Source organism: Streptomyces sp. NPDC059255 (assembly GCF_042752355.1).
In the GTDB taxonomy this organism is placed as follows: domain Bacteria; phylum Actinomycetota; class Actinomycetes; order Streptomycetales; family Streptomycetaceae; genus Streptomyces.
Map to the genome: position 1 here is coordinate 169,447 of NZ_JBHYZP010000013.1, position 19,046 is coordinate 188,492.

The 19,046-nt window shown below is 67.9% G+C and carries 19 protein-coding genes and 1 pseudogene; 12 read left to right on the plus strand and 8 right to left on the minus strand.

Annotated elements, in window-relative coordinates:
• The first annotated feature begins 141 nt into the window (after positions 1 to 141).
• The 4 genes from ACFXKG_RS17810 (at position 142) to ACFXKG_RS17825 (ending at position 3,653) form a co-directional block, all read left to right on the plus strand.
• Positions 142 to 1,338, plus strand: coding sequence for an amidase (locus tag ACFXKG_RS17810; RefSeq protein ID WP_384839234.1), 1,197 nt, complete (start codon positions 142 to 144; stop codon positions 1,336 to 1,338).
• Positions 1,335 to 2,438 carry a mandelate racemase/muconate lactonizing enzyme family protein gene (locus tag ACFXKG_RS17815; protein ID WP_384839237.1) on the plus strand — a complete coding sequence of 368 codons (1,104 nt, stop codon included), beginning with the start codon at positions 1,335 to 1,337 and terminating at the stop codon, positions 2,436 to 2,438. Before ACFXKG_RS17810 ends, ACFXKG_RS17815 begins: the two co-directional genes overlap by 4 nt.
• 69 nt (positions 2,439 to 2,507) lie before the next feature.
• Positions 2,508 to 3,362: a catechol 1,2-dioxygenase gene (gene catA, locus ACFXKG_RS17820; protein WP_384839240.1), complete on the plus strand. Its 855-nt coding sequence runs from the start codon at positions 2,508 to 2,510 to the stop codon at positions 3,360 to 3,362.
• A gap of 12 nt (positions 3,363 to 3,374) precedes the next feature.
• Entirely contained in the window at positions 3,375 to 3,653 is a 279-nt protein-coding gene (locus ACFXKG_RS17825; protein ID WP_384839243.1) for a muconolactone Delta-isomerase, read from the plus strand.
• A 7-nt stretch (positions 3,654 to 3,660) separates the two neighbouring features.
• Here ACFXKG_RS17825 and ACFXKG_RS17830 read toward each other — a convergent pair whose 3' ends face one another.
• From ACFXKG_RS17830 to ACFXKG_RS17855, 6 genes are all read right to left on the minus strand, one after another.
• Positions 3,661 to 3,996 (minus strand): SCO0607 family lipoprotein, encoded by a 336-nt coding sequence (locus tag ACFXKG_RS17830; protein ID WP_384839246.1) that lies wholly within the window; start codon positions 3,994 to 3,996, stop codon positions 3,661 to 3,663.
• Between the two features lie 238 nt (positions 3,997 to 4,234).
• Positions 4,235 to 5,449, minus strand: coding sequence for a D-mannonate dehydratase ManD (gene manD, locus ACFXKG_RS17835; protein ID WP_384839249.1), 1,215 nt, complete (start codon positions 5,447 to 5,449; stop codon positions 4,235 to 4,237).
• An 86-nt stretch (positions 5,450 to 5,535) separates the two neighbouring features.
• Positions 5,536 to 6,405 carry a carbohydrate ABC transporter permease gene (locus ACFXKG_RS17840; RefSeq protein WP_384839252.1) on the minus strand — a complete coding sequence of 290 codons (870 nt, stop codon included), beginning with the start codon at positions 6,403 to 6,405 and terminating at the stop codon, positions 5,536 to 5,538.
• On the minus strand, positions 6,402 to 7,388 hold the full coding sequence (locus ACFXKG_RS17845) for a carbohydrate ABC transporter permease (protein WP_384839255.1): 987 nt from the start codon (positions 7,386 to 7,388) through the stop codon (positions 6,402 to 6,404). Before ACFXKG_RS17845 ends, ACFXKG_RS17840 begins: the two co-directional genes overlap by 4 nt.
• Positions 7,388 to 8,710: an ABC transporter substrate-binding protein gene (locus ACFXKG_RS17850; RefSeq protein ID WP_384839258.1), complete on the minus strand. Its 1,323-nt coding sequence runs from the start codon at positions 8,708 to 8,710 to the stop codon at positions 7,388 to 7,390. Before ACFXKG_RS17850 ends, ACFXKG_RS17845 begins: the two co-directional genes overlap by 1 nt.
• Before the next feature lie 250 nt (positions 8,711 to 8,960).
• Positions 8,961 to 9,746 carry a FadR/GntR family transcriptional regulator gene (locus ACFXKG_RS17855; protein WP_384839261.1) on the minus strand — a complete coding sequence of 262 codons (786 nt, stop codon included), beginning with the start codon at positions 9,744 to 9,746 and terminating at the stop codon, positions 8,961 to 8,963.
• A 106-nt stretch (positions 9,747 to 9,852) separates the two neighbouring features.
• Here ACFXKG_RS17855 and ACFXKG_RS17860 point away from each other — a divergent pair, with 106 nt between their 5' ends.
• From ACFXKG_RS17860 to ACFXKG_RS17885, 6 genes and pseudogenes are all read left to right on the plus strand, one after another.
• Entirely contained in the window at positions 9,853 to 10,191 is a 339-nt protein-coding gene (locus ACFXKG_RS17860; RefSeq protein WP_384839263.1) for an ArsR/SmtB family transcription factor, read from the plus strand.
• Positions 10,157 to 10,874 (plus strand): annotated as a pseudogene (locus ACFXKG_RS17865) (hypothetical protein). The gene ACFXKG_RS17860 and the pseudogene ACFXKG_RS17865 overlap by 35 nt, the downstream one beginning before the upstream one ends.
• Before the next feature lie 664 nt (positions 10,875 to 11,538).
• Positions 11,539 to 13,440: an alpha/beta fold hydrolase gene (locus ACFXKG_RS17870; RefSeq protein ID WP_384839266.1), complete on the plus strand. Its 1,902-nt coding sequence runs from the start codon at positions 11,539 to 11,541 to the stop codon at positions 13,438 to 13,440.
• A gap of 281 nt (positions 13,441 to 13,721) precedes the next feature.
• Positions 13,722 to 13,985, plus strand: a complete 264-nt coding sequence (locus tag ACFXKG_RS17875; protein WP_384839269.1) for a hypothetical protein — start codon at positions 13,722 to 13,724, stop codon at positions 13,983 to 13,985.
• 308 nt (positions 13,986 to 14,293) lie between these two features.
• Positions 14,294 to 15,049, plus strand: coding sequence for a class I SAM-dependent methyltransferase (locus tag ACFXKG_RS17880; protein WP_384839273.1), 756 nt, complete (start codon positions 14,294 to 14,296; stop codon positions 15,047 to 15,049).
• An 84-nt stretch (positions 15,050 to 15,133) separates the two neighbouring features.
• Positions 15,134 to 15,388, plus strand: a complete 255-nt coding sequence (locus tag ACFXKG_RS17885; protein ID WP_384839277.1) for a hypothetical protein — start codon at positions 15,134 to 15,136, stop codon at positions 15,386 to 15,388.
• 765 nt (positions 15,389 to 16,153) lie between these two features.
• Here ACFXKG_RS17885 and ACFXKG_RS17890 read toward each other — a convergent pair.
• Together ACFXKG_RS17890 and ACFXKG_RS17895 are read right to left on the minus strand one after the other, a co-directional pair.
• Entirely contained in the window at positions 16,154 to 16,996 is an 843-nt protein-coding gene (locus ACFXKG_RS17890; RefSeq protein WP_384839280.1) for an IS5 family transposase, read from the minus strand.
• A 27-nt stretch (positions 16,997 to 17,023) separates the two neighbouring features.
• Complete coding sequence (locus ACFXKG_RS17895) at positions 17,024 to 17,515, minus strand: GNAT family N-acetyltransferase (RefSeq protein WP_384839284.1); 492 nt, start codon at positions 17,513 to 17,515, stop codon at positions 17,024 to 17,026.
• A gap of 98 nt (positions 17,516 to 17,613) precedes the next feature.
• On the opposite strand from ACFXKG_RS17895, the gene ACFXKG_RS17900 reads away from it, so the two are divergent.
• Together ACFXKG_RS17900 and ACFXKG_RS17905 are read left to right on the plus strand one after the other, a co-directional pair.
• Positions 17,614 to 18,522 carry a LysR family transcriptional regulator gene (locus ACFXKG_RS17900; protein WP_384839287.1) on the plus strand — a complete coding sequence of 303 codons (909 nt, stop codon included), beginning with the start codon at positions 17,614 to 17,616 and terminating at the stop codon, positions 18,520 to 18,522.
• A gap of 189 nt (positions 18,523 to 18,711) precedes the next feature.
• The coding region (locus ACFXKG_RS17905) for a transposase family protein (protein ID WP_384839290.1) at positions 18,712 to 19,046 on the plus strand (335 nt) is incomplete at its 3' end.

The following is a 19,046-nucleotide window of genomic DNA, read 5'->3' on the forward strand; positions in this document are numbered from 1 at the left end:
CCCGCCCCCTACCCCCGCCGAAAGCAGGTTGATGTGTCGGTACCCGCATCCGCATCCGCATCTCTGTCTGTGCCCCCGTTCCCCTCCGCACCCGCACCCGCACCCGCATCCGCATCCGCAACCGCAACCGCGTCCCGGTCCGTGGAGGACGCCCTGGCGCGTCTGGAACGGACGGAGGGGAAGATCCACGCCTGGGTACGGGTGGACGCGGACGGCGCCCGCGCGGCGGCCCGGCGGGCCCCGGACGGGCCGCTCCACGGCGTCCCGTTCGGGGTGAAGGACATCATCGACGTCGCGGGACTGCCCACGGAGTGCGGCTCGCCCCTGCGTCGCGGCCGGATCGCCGCGGCCGACGCCTGGCTGGTGGAGCGGCTGCGCCGGGCGGGCGCCGTACCCCTGGGCAAGACGGTCACCACCGAGTTCGCGTACTTCCAGCCGGGACCGACCCGCAATCCGCACCGTCCGGCGCACACCCCGGGCGGCTCCTCCAGCGGCTCGGCGGCGGCCGTGGCGGCGGGCGTGGTGCCCCTCGCGCTCGGTTCCCAGACGGCGGGCTCACTGACCCGGCCCGCCTCCTTCTGCGGTGTCGCCGGGTACGTCGCCCCCGTCGGAGCCTGGTCCACGCGGGGCATCGCCGGGCTCAGCCCGAGCCTCGACGCGCCGGGGCTGCTCACCGCCACGGTCACGGAGCTGGCGGCCGCCGTCGCCGCCGTCGACGCCACCACCGCCGAGGAGGTCCCGGACGACATCGAGGTGCTGGTGTGGTCCGGCACCGAACTGGCCGACATCGAACCGCCGATGCTCGACGCCCTGCACCGCACCGCCCGCGCACTGGGCGCGGCGGGAGCGCGCCGCGCCGACCTCGGCGACCGGGTTCCGGTCGCCGAACTCACCGACGTCCACGCCACGGTCATGGCCCACGAGGCCGCGCGTTCCCTCGCCGCCGAGGCCCGGCACCCCGAGGCGCTCAGCACTCCGCTGCGGGAACTCCTCGACCGCGGGGCCCGGTCCTCCGGGGCCGAGTACCGGGCGGCGCTGGAGACCGCGCGTGCGGCACGTACCCGGATCCTCGCCCTGCTGGAGCGTACGGACGTGATCCTCGGCCCCGCCGCACCGGGCCCCGCGCCGTACGGGGTGGGCGCCACCGGCACCCCGGTGCTCAGCCGCTGCTGGCAGCTCCTCGGGCTGCCCGTCGTCACGGTTCCGGGCCACCGCGATCCGGACGGCATGCCGCTCGGACTCCAGCTCGTGGGGCACCCCGGGCGGGTGGGCAGGCTGCTCGGCATCGCCCGGCGCACCGAGCAGCTGATCGCCGGAACCGCCGGAGGAGCCCGGTGAAAGTGACCGCGATCGAGACGGTCCCGTACGCGATCCCGTACACCAAGCCCCTGCGCTTCGCGAGCGGCGAGGTGCACACCGCCGAGCATGTGCTCGTCCGGGTCCACACCGACGAGGGCCTGGTCGGGGTGGCCGACGCGCCGCCCCGCCCCTTCACCTACGGCGAGACACAGCACTCCGTGATCGGTGTGATCGGAACGCTCTTCGCCCCCCAGCTCACCGGCATGGACGTGTTCGACCGCGAGCGGATCCATGCCCGGCTGCACCGCACCGTCGGCAACCCCGCCGCCAAGTCGGCCGTCGACATGGCCCTGTGGGACATCGCCGGGCAGGCGCTCGGACTCTCCGTGACCCGTCTCCTCGGCGGCTGGAGCGACCGGATGCGGGTGGCGCACATGCTCGGCTTCGACGCCCCGGAGCGGATGGCCGCCGAGGCCGAGCGGATGCGGGACACGTACGGCATCACCACCTTCAAGGTGAAGGTCGGCCGCCGCCCGCTCCGGCTCGACCTCGACGTGTGCCGGGCCCTGCGCGAAGCACTGGGCGACGAGGCCGAGTTGTACGTAGACGGCAACCGTGGCTGGACCGCCTCCGAGTCGGCCGCGGCCCTGCGCGAGCTGGACGGGATCGGCATCACACTCGCCGAGGAACTCTGCCCCGCCGACGATGTCCTGGGCCGGCGCCGGCTCGTCCGCGACTGCCCGGTGCCGTTCGTCGCGGACGAGTCCGCCACCACCCCGGGCGAGGTGACCCGCTCCCTGCTGGACGGTTCGGCCACGGCGATCAGCGTCAAGACCGCCCGCACCGGGTTCACCCACTCCCAGCGCATTCTCTTCCAGTGCGAGGGGATGGGCGCCGAGGTGGTGATGGGCAACCAGATCGACGGCCAGCTCGGCACGGTGTGCACGGTCGCCTTCGGGGCCGCACACGCCTCCTCCGCCCGGCGCGCCGGGGAACTCTCCAACTTCCTGGACATGAGCGACGACCTGCTCACCGAGCCGGTCGCCCTCACCGACGGCACCCTCGCCGTCCGGGACCTGCCCGGACTGGGCGTGGCGATCGACCCCGGGAAGCTGGACCGCTACCGCCAGGACCGCTGACCACACCGCATCGACACCACACACCGACACCACACACCGACATCCTGACCGGCAAAGGAGCCCATCACCATGTCCGACACCACGCTCAAGGCCACGGCAGCCGCCTCCGGCGCCTCCGCCACGGAGCGCTTCCTCAGCGACAAGACCGGTGCTCCCGCCCGCACCGCCGACAGCGAGCGCGTCAACACCCTGGCCACCGAGGTGATCACCGCCGTCCATGACGTCATCCGGCGTCACCGGGTGACGTACGACGAGTACAACGCCCTCAAGTCCTGGCTGATCTCCGTCGGACAGGACGGCGAGTGGCCGCTCTTCCTGGACGTGTGGGTCGAGCATGTGGTCGAGGAGGTCGCCACCGCCGGACGGCGGGGCAGCAAGGGCACCATCGAGGGCCCGTACTACGTACCGGGCGCCCCCGTCCTGCCCGCCGTCACCGTCCTGCCGATGCGCGACGACGAGTCCGGCACGCCCCTGCTCTTCCAGGGGCAGGTCACCGGTGTCTCCGGCAAGCCCCTGGCCGGCGCCGTGCTGGAGATGTGGCAGGCCGACGACGACGGACTGTACGCGCAGTTCGCGCCCGGCATCCCGGAGTGGAACCTGCGCGGCACCGTCGTCGCCGACGCGGAGGGCCGTTTCGGTGTGACCACCGTCCAGCCCGCCCCGTACCAAATACCCACCGACGGTTCCTGCGGGAGCCTGATCGCCGCCGCGGGGTGGCACCCCTGGCGCCCCGCCCATCTGCACCTGAAGGTCTCCGCGCCCGGTCACGAACCCCTCATGACCCAGCTCTACTTCCAGGGCGGCGAGTATGTCGGCGACGACGTCGCCTCGGCCGTCAAGCCCGAACTCGTCGTGGACCCGCGGCCGGCGGGCGACGGCGGCCACCAGGTCACGTACGACTTCGTCCTCGACCCCGCCTCCTGAGAGGACGCCCCCGTGCTCTTCGCCGTGGAAATGACCGTTCACCTGCCGCCCGGTCTCGCCCCGGACGTCCGGGCGTCGCTGCTGGCCGCCGAGAAGGAGTACGCGCGAGGGCTCCAGCGATCGGGTGAGTGGCTGCACCTGTGGCGCCGCGCCGGCCGGTACGCCAACCTCAGCGTCTTCGACGTCGCGGACAACGACCGGCTCCACGAACTCCTGTGGAGCCTGCCGCTCTTCCCCTACCTGGAGTGCACCGTGACCCCGCTCGCCCGGCACCCGTCGGCGATCGGGTGAGAGACCGTCATCCGGCGGCGGGAACCGTGATGATCTCGCCCTTCTCGTCCACGGCGTGGGTCTCCCAGTAGATGTCCCACTTGTCGCCGACCTTCTCCGGGACCTTGCCCTCCGGGTAGCGGACGTAGCCCTTCGGGGGGTCCTCGCCCTCGGGCGTGCAGGCGCGGCCGGTGCTGCCCACCGTCATCACCGGGTACTCGCCGTCGGAGCAGATCGCGTCCTCGATCGCGCAGCCGCTCAGCGCCGCGACGGCCGCGCAGGCCAGGACGAGTCCCGTGACCGTCCGCATCGGGCGCCGGACGCGCACGGGCGGTGAGGTACGGAATCGGCTGGTGGTACGCATGGTGGGCTCCCTCTGTGTGGGTCGGTGCGCCCATCCTGCGGGACGGAGCGAGGCCCGGCGTGAGTACACGTACTCACGTGTCGGCGGTAATTTCCCCCGGATGCCCGCCACGGGGCCGCGAGGGCGGCCCCGTGGCGCTGTCCGCGCTCCCGTCGGCACCGCAGCAATCGTCCGGGCGTCGGCGTCCTCGTCGGGGATCGGGCCGGTGCGGAAGCGGCGGGCGGAGCCGGCGGTGGGTTCACCAGTCGTGGACGGAGCCGTCCTGGAGCCGGTTGACCGGCAGGTACGCGGCCTCGTACGGGTGCGCGGCAGCCAGTTCCTCGTCCAGTTCCACCCCGATTCCCGGGGCTTCGCCCGGGTGGAGGTGTCCGTCGGTGAAGGTGTAGGCGTGCGGGAACACCTCGTGGGTCAGCGGTGTGTGCCCCGCGTACTCCTGGATCCCGAAGTTGTGCACCGCCAGGTCGAGATGGACGGCCGCGGCCATGCCGACCGGCGAGATGTCCTCGGGGCCGTGGATGGCGCTCTTGATCTGGTACTGCGCGGCGAAGTCGAAGAGCTTTCGCAGCGGGGAGACACCGCCGAAGTGGGTGACGGCCGAACGTACGTAGTCGATGAGCTGCTCGCCGATGAGCGTCTGGTAGTCGTACACGGTGTTGAAGACCTCGCCGATCGCGAGGGGTGTGGTGGTGTGGCGGCGGACCAGCCGGAGGGCTTCCTGGTTCTCGGCCGGGGTGCAGTCCTCCAGCCAGAAGAGGCGGTAGGGCTCCAGGTCCTTGCCGAGCTGGGCCGCCTGCGCGGGGGTGAGGCGGTGGTGCGCGTCGTGGAGCAGGGGCAGCTCGGGCCCGAACTCGTTCCGTACCGCCTCGAACACCGTGGGCATGTGGCGCAGGTACGCCGCGGTGTCCCAGTCCTCGACCACGGGACGGGCCTGCTGGTGGGGTGCGGCCTCGGCGCGGTCGGGGCTGCTGTGCACCCCGTACACCGTCTTCAGCCCCGGTATGCCCGTCTGCACCCGGATCGCGGGATACCCCTCGGACAGGCGGGCACGGATCGAGTCGAACAGCTCGGGAACGTCCCGCCCGTCGGCGTGGCCGTACGTTCCCACGCGCTCCCGGCTCGCGCCGCCGAGCAGTTGGTACAGCGGGAGGCCGGCGGCCTTCGCCTTGATGTCCCACAGCGCGACGTCGACGGCGGCGATCGCGGCCATCGTCACGGGCCCGCGCCGCCAGTAGGCGCCGCGGTACAGCGACTGCCAGGTGTCCTCGACGCGGTGCGGGTCGATGCCGATGAGCAGGGGTGCCACATGGTCCCGCAGATAGGCGGCGACGGCCAGTTCCCGCCCGTTGAGGGTGGCGTCCCCGAGGCCGGTGAGTCCCTCGTCGGTCGTGATCCTCAGCGTGACGAAATTACGGCCGGGGCTGGTGACGACGACCTTCGCGTCGACGATCTTCATGAATGCGTTCTTCCTGAGCTGTGTGATGCGGACGGTGAACGGTGGACAGGACGGGGGAGAGGCAAGAGGGAAGGGAGGGGGAGGGGTCAGCCCTTCGAGGCGCCTGACGTCAACCCCGCCACCAGGTATTTCTGTCCGAGGACCGCGGCGAGGACGACCGGCACCGTGATGAGGCCGGCGGCGGCCATCAGACCGCCCCAGTCGGTGCTCGCGTAGGAGATGAAGTTGAACAGCGCCACGGGCACGGTCTGTGTGCGTTCGTCGGCGAAGATCAGCGCGAACATGAAGTTGTTCCAGCTGAAGACGAAGGCCAGCAGGGAGGCTGTGGCGGTGCCCGGCGCGGCCAGTGGCAGCGTGATGCGCCAGAACGCGCCGAACGCCGACAGCCCGTCGGTGCGCGCCGCCTCTTCGAGTTCGACCGGCAGGCCCTCGAAGAAACTGATCATGATCCAGAGGATGAGCGGGACCGAGACGAACATATGGCTGAGGATCAGCACGGTGTAGGAGCCCACCAGGCCGGCCCGCGCGAACAGGTAGTACCAGGGGACCAGCAGGGAGACCGCCGGAACGATGCGCGCCACCAGGATGAGCGATCCGGTGCGGCGCATCCGGAACCGGCCCACGGCCCAGGCGGCCGGCACGGCGATGAGCGCGGAGAGCACGGTCGACACCACCCCGACGAGCAGCGAATTGCCCATCGGCCGCAGGATCTGTCCGGTGTCCAGGACGTTGCGGAAGTTGTCGAGGGTGGGGGAGAACCACAGACCGACGGTCGGGTCGGTCACCTGGACGTTCGTCTTGAAGGCGGCGGCGAACATCCAGACGACCGGCAGCGCGAAGACGAGTGTCACGGCGGCGATGGCGGTGCCCCGCAGCCAGGAACCGTAACGCCGCGGGCGCCGGCCGGGAGCAGGGGCACCGGTGTTCCGTACGGAGGAGGCGGCGGTGGGGCTCATGCGGTCTTCCTTCCGGTACGGCGGCGGAGCAGGACCACGACGCCGATGATGAAGATGGTGAACAGGGCGAGGACCGCCGACGCCAGCCCGTACTCCTGGTAGTCGAAGGTGAGGCCGTAGGCGTAGACGTTGAGGGTCTCCGCCTCGAAGTCGGAACCTCCGCCCGCTCCCTTCGTCGCGTAGAGGACGTCGAAGGTCTTGAGCGCGTCCACGGCGCGCAGGACCAGGGCGGTGGCGAGCGTCGGGCCGAGCATCGGCAGGATGACGTGCCGGAACCGCTGCCAGCTGTTGGCCCCGTCGACCAGGGACGCCTCCTCCGGCTCCTCGGGGAGGGTGGTCAGCCCGGCGAGCAGGAGCAGCGTCATCATCGGCGTCCACTGCCACACGTCGATGAGCATCAGTGTGGGCAGGGACTGGCTCACCGAGCCGAGGAACTCCTGCGGCGGCAGTCCGGCGGCGGTGAGCAGATGGTTGGCGATGCCGTTGCTCGGGTCGAGGATGAGCAGCCACAGGATGCCGATCGCGACCGGCGTGGTGAGCAGCGGGATGATCAGGACCGTACGCACCCAGCGCATGGCGCGGAACGGCCTGCGCATGAGCATCGCGAGGGCCAGGCCCAGCACGGTCTCCAGCAGAACCGCGCCCACGGTGAAGATCACCGTGCGCTGCACCGCGGGCCAGAAGCGGCGGGAGTCGCCGAGGGCGTCGGAGAAGTTCTGGAAGCCCACGTAGTTGTTGCCGGAGTTCACCGCGCCGAAGGCGTCGGTGAGGCTGAGGTTGAGTGTGAAGGCCAGCGGAAAGACGATCATCAGGCCGACGAAGGCGAGCGCGGGTGCGAGCATCGCCCACTTGAGGCGCCGGTTGGCCTGCTCGAAGGTGCGCGGCGGGCGCGGTCGGGAGGGCCGCGCGGGCAGCCGCCGTGTGCCGGGGGCGGTGCCGGGCGTCCCGTCCGGCGTCGGCATGGTGGTCTCGGTCGTACGCATCAGGACTCCCGGTGGCGGTTGTCGCGGACCAGGAAGTCGTTGAACTCGGCGTCGGCGTCGCGGGCGACCGGTGCCACCCTCTTGCCGAGAATTCCGGCCACCAGCGGGCGTCCGACGATGTCGCGTGAGCGGCCGACCTGGAGGACCTGGGGCCGGTCGTGCCCGATGCCCCGCTCCGCGTTGGTCCGCATGGTCGCGGCGAGTTCGGGCGGGAACGCGGCGAGCGTCCTCGGGTCCGACCACGCCGACCGGCGGGCGCCGGGGATGCCGGCCGCCTGCAGTTCCGCCACCATCTCCGGGCCGGAGGCCCACCGGACGAACTCCCACGCCTCGTCGCGCAGAAGGGAGAAGCGGTTGATGCCCAGGCTCCAGGAGGGGATGTTGTGCGGCCGGGCCCCGGCCGGACCGGCCGGGAACGGGGCGAACCCCACGGTCTCTCCCACGGTGGAGATCTTCGGGTCGAGGAAATTGCTGTAGATGGCGTCGGCGTCCACGTAGAAGGCAGCCTTGCCCTGCGCGAAGACCGGCATGGCCTGTTCCAGGCTCATGTTGGTGGCCCCGGGCGGTCCGGTCCGCTCCAGCAGGGCGCCGTAGTAGGTGTACGCGGCCACCGCCTCCGGCGACCCGATGCCCGACGCTCCGTCGACGACGAAGTCTCCGCCGAAGGAGTAGAGGAAGCTCGACCACTGGCTGACGGCGCCGTTGCGCTGCCCCCTCCCGACGTAGCCGAAGAAGTTCCGGCCCCGGTCGGCGAGTTCGAGCGACATCTCCCTCAGATCGTCGAGGGTCCGGGGCGGCCCGCCCAGCCCTTCCACCAGGTCCTTGCGGTAGTAGAGCGTCGGGCGCTCGGTCACCACGGGGACGCTGAGGACCTTGCCCGCGGTGACCGACACCTCGCGGGGGGCGTCCTGGAAGTCCGCCCAGTCGTACGCCTTTTCGCCCTTCACCAGGCCGGTGAGATCGGTGAGCCAGCCGTTGAGCCCGAAGAGCGACTGGTCCTGGAGCGCCCGGATCATCATGACGTCCACGTCGGTTCCGGAGGCGTTGAGCTTGACGTTGTAGCTGTTGGAGAGCTGGTCGGCGGTGAGCAGGGTCATGGAGACCCTGCGCCCGGCCCGGCTCTCGAATTCCTTGAGACGGCGCCTGATCGCCTGCGACCAGACGTGGTTGATCGCCATGATCCTCAGCGGCGCGTCCGCCGGGGCGGTGCCGCCCCTGCTCGAACAGGCGCCGAGCGACCCCATGCCCGCCGCGGCCGCGAAGCCGGCGGCGGCCTTGCCGAAGGAGCGCCGGCTGAGGAACTGGCTGCTCGTGGACCTCATCGTCCTCGTCTTTCTGGTGTGTTGCGTCCCTATCTGCCCTATTCAACTGGTCCAACTGGTAGGACCAGTTGTGGCAGTGACAGGGACCGTAGCAAGAGGCGGCGCACACTGAACAGCCCTTGCGTGCCGGTATGACGCTGCGTCCCGCGGCGCACCACGGAACGTGCCGGAGCGGTGGCCCGCGAGGGGGCCGCGCGGCCGATCGTCCGCCCGTAGCCGAGCGCCGTGCGGGCCCGCTCCCCGGCGGACCCTAACCCGGGTGGCCGGCCTGGCCGAGCAGCGATTCGATGTGCTGCCGGGCCATCGCGTGCACACTGACATCGAGATCGGCGCCGTAGGTGCGCAACCCGAGGGTCAGGTGGGCCCGCATCCGCTCGCAGGCCAGCTCCACATCGCGGGCCTCGATCGCTTCGAAGATCTCGGGATGGTGCGGTACGCCGGCCTCGCCGATCGACGGATCGGAGTTCGAGCGGAGCATCATCTCGAACATCATCCCGCTGATCGAGGACAGCATGATCCGCAGGACGGGGTTGCCGCTCGCCGCCGCAATCGCGTCGTGGAAGTCGACGTCCGCCTGGGCCTTGGCGACGACATCGGTGGCCGTCTCCACGGCGTCCCTGGCCGCCCGCATCGCGGACATGTCCGCCGCGCTCGCGCGTTCCGTCGCCAGCCGGACGGTCTCGACCTCGAGCGGCACCCGTGCCTCGATGAGCTGCCGGACCGTGGGCCGGCCGGCGCGGTACAGGGCGTCGTAGCTGCGGGCCTGGCCGGGCGTCTGCTCCCGGACGAACGACCCGCGGCCCGGCGCGACCTCGATCAGATGCTGGGCCTCCAGCCGGCGCAGCACCTCACGGACCACGTTGCGGCTGGAGCCGAACCGCGCGGCGAGTTCACGTTCGGAAGGCAGTTTCGTGCCGACGGCGATCTCTCCGGACCGGATGTCATGCTCCAGCTGACGCGCGAGGCGTTCGGTCAGGAGTCCCGACTGGGCGGGAAGTGCACCACGATCCGGCTGCGGGGAAGGGGCAGGCGGCATGCGCAGCAGGATACAGGGGGCTCACACGGCGTCCGGGACGCGAGTCCGCCCGCGAAGGGCAAGTTCACGTCTTTATGAATTCAGGATCCCATGTACTGCTGGTGGAATGTTGACCCTCGCTGCTGACATCGAGGTGCTGGCGCGGTTCGGCCGCGCCCTCGCCGATCCGATCCGCTGCCGGATCCTTCTCGCCCTGCGCGAGGCCCCGGCCCACCCCGCCGACCTCGCGGACGCCCTGGAGATCTCCCGTACCCGGCTGTCGAACCACCTGGCCTGCCTGCGCGACTGCGGCCTGGTCTTCGCGGTACCGGTCGGCCGGCGCACCCGCTACGAACTCGCCGACGCACGTCTCGGCCGCGCGCTGGACGACCTGCGCACCGCCATGGTCGCCGTCGAGGCCGACAAGACCTGTGCGGAGGCGGACGAGAAGGGCTGCTGCCGATGACCGCCGGGACCTCCGTAGCCCGGCCCCGGCCCGCCGCGACGTCCTCACCCGTCGTATACGGCTGCTGGTCGCCGCCACGATCGCCTACAACGTCGTCGAGGCCGTCGTCGCGATCACCGCCGGCACGATCGCCTCGTCGACCGCCCTGGTCGGCTTCGGTCTCGACTCCGTGATCGAGGTGTCCTCCGCCACGGCGGTCGCCTGGCAGTTCTCCGCCCGCGACCACGCCGTCCGCGAGGCCAGGGAGAGGACCACACTGCGGATCATCGCCGTCTCCTTCTTCGCCCTCGCCGCCTACGTGAGTGTGGACGCCGTCCGGGCCTTCACCGGCACCGGCGAGGCCGAGCGTTCCGTTCCTGCGGTCGGCACCAACAGCTTGGAAGAGGGTCAGTGGCGGAACTCCGGCCTGGCCGCGCACTGCGAGGGCGTGACCGTCCTCGGAGACTGCGCCTACATCAACACCGGCCTGATCGTCCCGCACCGCAAACGCCTCGGACGGCCTCTGCTCAAGGGTGAAGAAGAGGACAACGCGCAGCATCGCGAGGTCCGCGCCCGCGTCGAGGGCACGCGACGGCCTCCACCGCGCCGTCAAAGTCATCGCCTGCATGCACAACTTCGCCTTGCCGCATGACCGCACAGCCCCGGACACCCGCTCCGACCTGCCCGGTCACGACTTTCGGTAACGCCCTTTAGGCAAGAGTTGCCGATGCGATCGCAGTCGAGAGAGTCCTAATTTGAAAATAGGAGCAAAAACTTCGAGGAGGAATTATGACTTCCGTAACTCAGGTGGCCGCGTGGGCAAATGACTGCGCGGCCGACACTGAAGGGCACTCGGTTTGGAATAGCGGCCCGAGTGCCCCGGTTCTTGGTACCCCCGCCGCCGTAGCCGGCACCATTGCGGCTGTCCTGACGGTTGTTGCCGTTGAGGGGGGAATAGCGACCCTCGCAGTGGTCCACGGAATAGGTGGTTTCACCACGGAAGCGTTTGCGCCGAGCGAGAGTGCCCCGGAAGGGAGCTCATTCAGCGCCTTGCTCGCCAGCGTTTCCTGACGTTTAAATTCGTTCGACGCGGGATCATCTGGGGTCCAATCACCCACGATGATCCCGCGTCTCGGCCCTGGTCGGGACGACGATGCGATGTCCAGTTCTCCTTCATGGCGGAGGGAGCCGTTGCCTCGCTGCAAGAGTTAAGAGGAGAGCAACTTCAGGAGGGACGTGACCGTCGGTGGCGGACATTCACGTGGCTAGTGCGGACAGGAGTCATGAATTCCCCCCAAGAGCTAATGCGTAGCGCAATGGCGTGTTGACGCGAACCCTTCGGGATGATTCACAGAAACCGTGTCGCCGGTGCCTGATTTCTTCGATTCACTTCATTGTGGAGATGTAATGCAAAATCATCGAGCGGTCACTAATGGCGGTGACGCCCTCGACAGGGTGTTTCGGCGGGTAGAGATTATCACGTCGGTGGGTTCCGTCATAGGCGGTCTGGAGCAAATCGCTACCGCTTCGAACCTGGCGGATGACGATATCTTCAGCTGGCCGGTCCTCCGTCTGATGCGGCCGCGGCTGACCCACGGTCCAGCTCGGCATATTGCGAAGATCATGCAGTATCCCCAGGTTGTAGGTCTGATTCAGACTAAAACTCTGGCGGCTGCCGGACTGATGCTGCCAGGATCCAGTCGCACCCAACGCGGAGTGATGGCCGCTGCGGTTTGCGGTACAAACCTGGCGAGTCAAACGCGCGCACCCTTTGGGCTGGACGGTTCCGACCATTTCGCGTTTATAAATTATGCAGGGGCTGTACTGGAAAAGCTTTTCCCTCATGATCAGCGGGCCCGGGAGGCAGCTGCGGCATTCATCGCCTGTCATAGTTGTCTGTCATATTTCACTGCCGGAGTCAGCAAGGCTATTTCGCCGGTATGGCGTGACGGCACTGCCATTCCGTCGATCTTCCGTACCACCACGTACGGCGATCAAAGATTTTACCATTTCGTACGCGACAGGCCTCGGCTCTCCAAGACTCTGGCATGGACGACCATCATAGGTGAGACCGCCTTCCCGTTGGCGCTGGTGGCGCCCAAGCCCATCGCGCGCGGCATTCTAGGAATGGGCTTGGCATTTCATCTTGCCAACGCCCGCTACATGGGCCTCAATCGGTTCATCTGGGCATTCGCCGGCACATATCCTGCAGTCGATCACCTCTCATCCAGCATCGGACCCTCGGTACGGCGATCCTTGGCGCCCACGGTTCGAGCAGCCGTCGCCAGACCGGGGCGTGTGGCGGCTGGGGCTGGGCTCACCGCCGCTGCGGTAGCCGGCACGGGGGCAGGCGTGACGCTTTTGCGGAACTGGCGCAGAAAGCGGTTGGCACGCTCCGCGCCCGGAGACTTTGTCACGGTCGGGGGCAACCGAATCCACGTCATGGCCCGCACCGCAAACACTGGTGGCGGGACTCCCTCAGTCATCTTCGAGAGTGCTATGGCTTGTCCCGTAACTGAGTGGTCATGGGTAATGGAAAAGTTGCGGCCAGACATCCCCTATCTGGCCTACGACCGACCGGGAAACGGCTGGAGCGGGCCAGCCAACAGTCTAGATGCCGAAAAATCCGTGGCTCGACTGCGCGTGCTGACCCAAAAGATTGGACTGAAGCCACCTTATATCTTGGTTGGGCATTCTTCAGGCGGTCTGCTGATCCGTTCCTTTGCCATGCGTAACCTGGACTTGGTAGCCGGGATGGTTCTCGTCGATTCTTCTCATCCCGATCAGATCAATCGTTCCGCCCGGCAGCGCGAGAGCATGCCATGGACCAGGCAGCGGCTGGCCCGCCAGTACTTCAAGTCTTTACTATGGCCGGAGAAGGCGCGGAACGGCTTGGGGGAGTTCGCGTCGCTACCCGAGGCGGCAGCGCGGGCCAGCGTTGAGTGTCTCCACTCCCCGGAGGCTTGGCGGACCGCCCGGCGAGAATTCACCCAGGTGCATACGTCCTGGGCGCATGACGCTCGCAAATTGACTGACCTTGCACCTCTTCCGGTGGCTGTACTGACAGCCAGTGGAACCGTCGCAGGCGATCCGGTCCACGGTGAACTCCAACATGATCTCACAAAGCTTTCCAGTGTACATCGGCACGAGATCGTCGACGACAGCGACCACTCCAGTTTGGTAATGCATCCTACAAACGCAGAACGGGTCGCAGCGCACATCGACTGGGCGCTCTCATCTCAGCCCTCCCTCATGGGAGTGACAAAATGAGTTCTCCCGGCACCGGTTTCAGGGATACTCCGAGGTATGCCCTGTACGCGCTCCTCACTGCTTGGTTTTCACTCACCGTGGTCCGTCAATTCCAGTCACCTTGGGCAGAGCGGATCTGTAATCGGGTAGATCCGACTCACTCCTTCCTTCCCATTTCGACATTCTTCGCACCCAGACCGGGAAATTCTGATAATCATCTACTGGTCCGTGACAAGCTCTCGGACGGAACTGTCACTACGTGGGCGGAGTACCCGTTCGTTCAAGAACGGGCACTGCGGCACATGGTCTGGCATCCCGGGCGCCGCCAGGAGAAGGCACTGTTTGATCTGTTATCGAATCTTGGCGTCGTCCTGCAGAAAGAAAAGAGGATCGAGTACCTGCAGCTTTCCACGCCGTATCTGCTGGTGCTCAACTTAGTCACTCATCGATATCCTCATCATCCGTCGGCTGTAAAGACGCAGTTCCTTCTGGCCACCTCCACTGGCTACGATAAAGGCGATGAGCCCCGTGGCGTACTCACCTCGGCGTTTCATGATCTGCGCTGACTCTGTACACGGAGACATTCCGGTAGCTGCTCGATGTGAAACGGTTCCCCGCAGCAGCCACCGAAGCGTTCCACCAGTTGCAGCCCGGCCAATTCCCCGAGCAGGTCCAGCTCACGACGGCGAGTTCAAGGGGCTCAACCGGTTCGTTCTCGCGTTCGGCGCCACCCATCCGGCGATCCACTGCGTGCTGGGCCGGCGCCGTCGCGAACTGGCCACCACAACCCGGCCCGGCGCCGTCCCTGCCGCGTGAGCCGCGTGGACGCGTCTGTGCGCATCTTCCCCGAAGCAGTCACCGAAACGGAGAACTCATGACGATCGCAGACATCGGCTATGGCGGGCAGTTCGAAGGCTGGTACGACCGTATCTTCCCGAACGATGCCGCCACACAGGTCACCGTTGACGCCATCGCCGGGTTTCACCCGGACCCGGCCTGGGGCACGCTGGAGTTCGGTGTCGGGACCGGCCGGATCGCGTTGCCGCTGTCGCGCCGAGTCGGCCCGGTCATCGGTGTGGACTCCTCGCGGGAGATGCTGGCGGCCTGTGAGAAAAAAGCCGATGAGGGCGAGGTGACCACAGAACTCGGCGATATCCGGACCTACCGCGGTGATCGGCAGTACGGCCTGGTCTACTGCGTCTGCTCCACGCTCTCACTGATCCTCGACCCCGACGGACAGCGGGACGTCATCGCCCGGGCGGCCGAGCACCTGCGGCCCGGTGGCAGGCTGCTGGTCGAGACGCACAACCGCCCCGGCGTCATCGCCCTGCATCAGGGGCTGGCGCGCACCACGATATTCGTGCCCTACCCGGAGCCGGATACCGGCCTGCAGATGCACGCCACGCTCCTGGGGGAGAATCAGTTCTGGCAGGTGTCCACCCTGTGGTTCGAGGCCGATGGTACGCACCGCATCGGCACCGAGACCGCGCGTCTGCTCACGCCCGACGAGGTGGACATGCACGCCCAGGACTCCGGGTTGCGGCCCGAGGGCCATTACAGTGACTGGCGGCGGTCCGATTACGTTCCCGGGGCTGGTGTGTTCGTCGCTTCTTACACCAAGTCGGCATGAAAGTCAGGAAGACGGTCCGCCGCCACCGGGTCCTGCTGTTCTCCGGCCGGCAAGCCGCTCGCCTGGCCCATCACATGGATCGCGGTGTTCTTCCTCGCGGACGCAGGCTTGAGCACCGGACATGCCTACGCGATCGGCCGGGCCGGGGAGAACATCGTCTTCGAAGCCCGGCGTATCCTGGGCAACCGCCTGCCCCACAGTCAGATCCCGCGCTTCTCGCGCCTGGAGGACGGTGACGTCTCCGCCCGCATCGTGTCCGACACCTCGATCGCCTGCCTGGTCATCGCTCAGGCAATGGCGTCACCTCCATCCTCATGGTGGTCGGCAGCATCGTCCTGATGGCCCGGCTCGACTGGCAACTGCTGCTCATCACCATCGGCTGCCTCGGCCTGGCCAGTGCGGCGCGCTGCTGCTGGCCCTGAGCCGCAAACAGGGGAGCGCCATCTCCCCGTGCCCGCACAGCCACAACGCCAGCCTGGACCGTTCCAGCCGGCAGGACCTCCACGCAGCCACGCGGGATACTCGCGCTCCCCTGGAGTTCCGGCGTTGTCGAAGGTCACGTAAACAGGGTGAAAACACTCAAGCGGGCCATGTATGGCCGTGCGTCCTGCGAACTCCTCCGGACCCGCATCCTCATCCGGCGAGGACGCCGAGCAGGAGCTCGCGCCTTTCCTTGTACGGACGGGTGCGTCCCCGAACTCGGGGCGAGACAGGAGATCCCACACCGAAGAGCGCAGGTTCGAGGATTCCCGGACCGTCCTGCGCACGAACCCGTCCGTTGCTCGGTTCATCCTGCCCGGCCGGGCCACGAGTTCGCGCAGGCGAGACCGCGTGGGGCGTGAGGAATGGCGGCTGGTCGTCACGCCTCGAAGTCCACACCGTTGCGCCCGCTCGGTGCTGCTCAGCGCGCGGACTGCGAGGAGTCTGCATGCATGTGGCGGTGTGGCAGTGAAGCCTCAGATTGAGGCATCGCCGGCTCTGCTCCCGGACGGGGCCCGCCCGGTGTGCTGATCGCGGAGCAGAAGGCGGACGGGTTCCGCGCCATCCTCTTGTTGGTCCTTCCTGATCAGGTGCTGATTAAGAGGCTGCACGGATAGGGCAGTTTCAGGGGCGTCGGATTGGGCGGTTGTCCCAGCGGTGAGTGGTCCAGGCGCGGCGGGTGAGGCTACGTACGGTGATGACGGCGTCCGCGAGGTCAAAGAAGGCGTTGATGACGTGGAGACGGCGTTCGTAGCAGCGGGCGAGCCGATGGAAGGCGTTCTGCCAGGCGTGGGTGCGCTCGACCTGCCAGCGCTGAGTGGCCTGCAACGGCGCCTTCTCGCCTTTGTGGGCGATCTGGCCGCGGAGGCCGCGTTCGTCGAGGACTGAACGTGTTTTGGCCGAGTCGTAGCCGGCATCCAGGTGCACGGTGATGTCGTCGGGCAGCGGGCCGAGGTCGTTCAGGAGGTCCAGGGTGGGAGCGAGCAACGGGGAGTCGTGGCAGTTGGCCCCGGCCAGGACTCGGCCCAGGGGGATGCCGTAACCATCCGTCACGGCTGAGCGTTTCATCCCCCGTTTGCCTCGGTCGACGGGCGAACGTCCGGCGGCTTCCCCGCCTCCGGAGGCCTTTGCGATCGACCCGTCGATGGCGATCTGCTCCAGCACGAGACCGACAATTCGGTCATAGGCGTTCAGGACGATCTCCCTGAGCTGGGCGAAGGCGCCGAGCCGGATCCACTCGTCGCGACGGCCTCGGATCGTGGTGGCTGAGCAGGTGGAATCGGCGATGGCTTGGTAGGAGCAGCCGAAACGCAGCACCTGCAGCAGTTTGTCGAAGACGATCCGGTCGCTGACCCGGCGGCGGTGGCAGCCCAGCGGGTGGGCCGGATCGTAGACCGGCCGCACCGGCAGCAGGGTCGCGAATTGGTCCCAAAGCGGTTCGGTCAGCCATGAGGGAAGCGCAGGCACAGGTTTCCCAGTGATCACAGAGCGCCGTCACTGCAGTTCCATGAGGATGTCGGCGCGGGCGTAGTAGTCGGCCACGGGGAGACGGTCGCGGGTGATCCTGCCGAACCCAGCGGCCTCGTAGAGGTGAAGGGCGGGGGCCAGCATGCTGTTCGTGCCGAGGAACAACCGGGTCCCATCGAGTGCCCGGGCGCGGTCGATCGCTGCGGCTATGAGTTGGCGGCCGATGCCGCGTCCTTGTGCGGCGGGAGCCACGGCCATCTTCGCCAGCTCGAACACGGCGTCCGGATAGGCCAGAAGTGCGACGCACCCAACTACAGTGCCGCTGCCCGGCTCGCGCGCCATGAGTACGTCGCCGCCCGGGCCCACGATGCGGCCGAACGGATCTCCGAGAACGGCCAGGTCCTCTTCCTGCAGCGTGAACAGACGCGAGATCCACTCCTCGTTCAGCGCGTAGAACGCGTCTGCGTCACTCTGTGAGCCGATCGAGGAGATCATGGTCGGGGCAGAGGTGTGCGGCATGCGAAGGGTTCCCTTTCCGGTGTGGCTTCCCGTAGCCTCCGACTTCACTCACCCATGTGTCCAATACACGCCTTGACCTCTATCAATAAGCTCAAACTATGGATCAGCGAATCGAGCTCCGTCATCTGCGGTACTTTCTGGCTGTGGCTGAGGAACTGCACTTCGGCCGCGCCGCCCAGCGGCTGCACATCGCTCAGCCCGCCCTGTCCCAGCAGATCAGGCAGCTTGAGAAGATCGTCGGCGTTGAGCTGTTCCGGCGGACCTCTCGAAGTGTTCGACTCACAGAGGCGGGAGCGGCGTTCCAGCCAAGGGCCCGGAACCTTCTGGGCCGTCTGGCGGCCGACCTCGACGAGGCCGGGCGCGTCGGCCGAGGTGAGGCCGGCCGTCTGGATGTCGCCTTCATCACCTCCGCCACGGCGATCGTCAGCGAACACCTCCGTGCATTCTCCCGCCGCCGCCCGGACGTCCAGGTCAAACTTCACGACGGTTTCACCACCGATGTCCTGGCGGCCCTGGAGCGGGGTACGGCCGACGTCGGGATCGTGCGGGACGCCGAGGAGCGCGACGCCATCGAACTTTCTCTACTGGCATCGGAACGGTTCGTCGCCGTCATCCCCACAGAGCACCCCGCCGCAAGGGGTGACCGCGTGGAAGCAAGGGTGCTGGCCGCTGACCCGCTGATCCTGTTCCCGCGTTCAGCAGGAGCTCACGCGTTCGACTTGAACACGCAGCCGTTGCGGAACGCCGGCATCGACGTCCAGGTCGCGCAGGAGTGCTCGAACTGGCACACCATCATCATGTTCGTCGCGGCCGGCCTCGGCGTCAGCATCGCCCCCTACAGCGTCACGACGCTGCTTCCCGCAGGCGCCCGCAGGCTCGAACTCGACGGGCCTCCTACCGTGAGCCGGATCTTGATGGCCACCCGCCGAGGAGACGACCGTCCTCTCCTACAAGCCTTCATCGCAGCATCCGAGTCCAGACAGGCCATTGCCACGACCGGACGATGAGCGTGCGCCGACTTGGAGCGAGCACCTCCAAGCAAGGGCCACTCGAAGGCGTACCGTGCGCAGCCTCATCCGCCGTGCCTGGAGCACCCACCGCTGCAACAACAGCCCAAGCCGACGCCCCCGAAACCGCCCCTATCCGCGCAGCCTCTTACGAGTTGGTGCGTGATAGCGGGTGGGCATGCTCTGCTGGTGGAAGGCACGGTGGATCGTTCGGTCCTGGCACACCCGTTGTTCACAGGTGTCTCGAGGAGTCATCTGTCGTCGCTGGTTGCCGAGTTGGCTCGGCCGTGGGTGGTCGCAGTTGAAGGCCGCCGACACCAAGCTCGGGGCGGTGCGAGGAAGCGGGCACCGGGAGCCGGTGCCAGGCATCAGTTGGTGTTCGTGGACCGGCTCGTCGCCACACTCATCCACCTGCGTCACGACCTCCCACACGCGGTCCTGGCTCTCCTTTACGAAGTGGACCGTTCCACCATGACCCGGGCAATCGGTGAGGTGCGCCGTCTGCTGGCCGGGAGAGGCTGCGC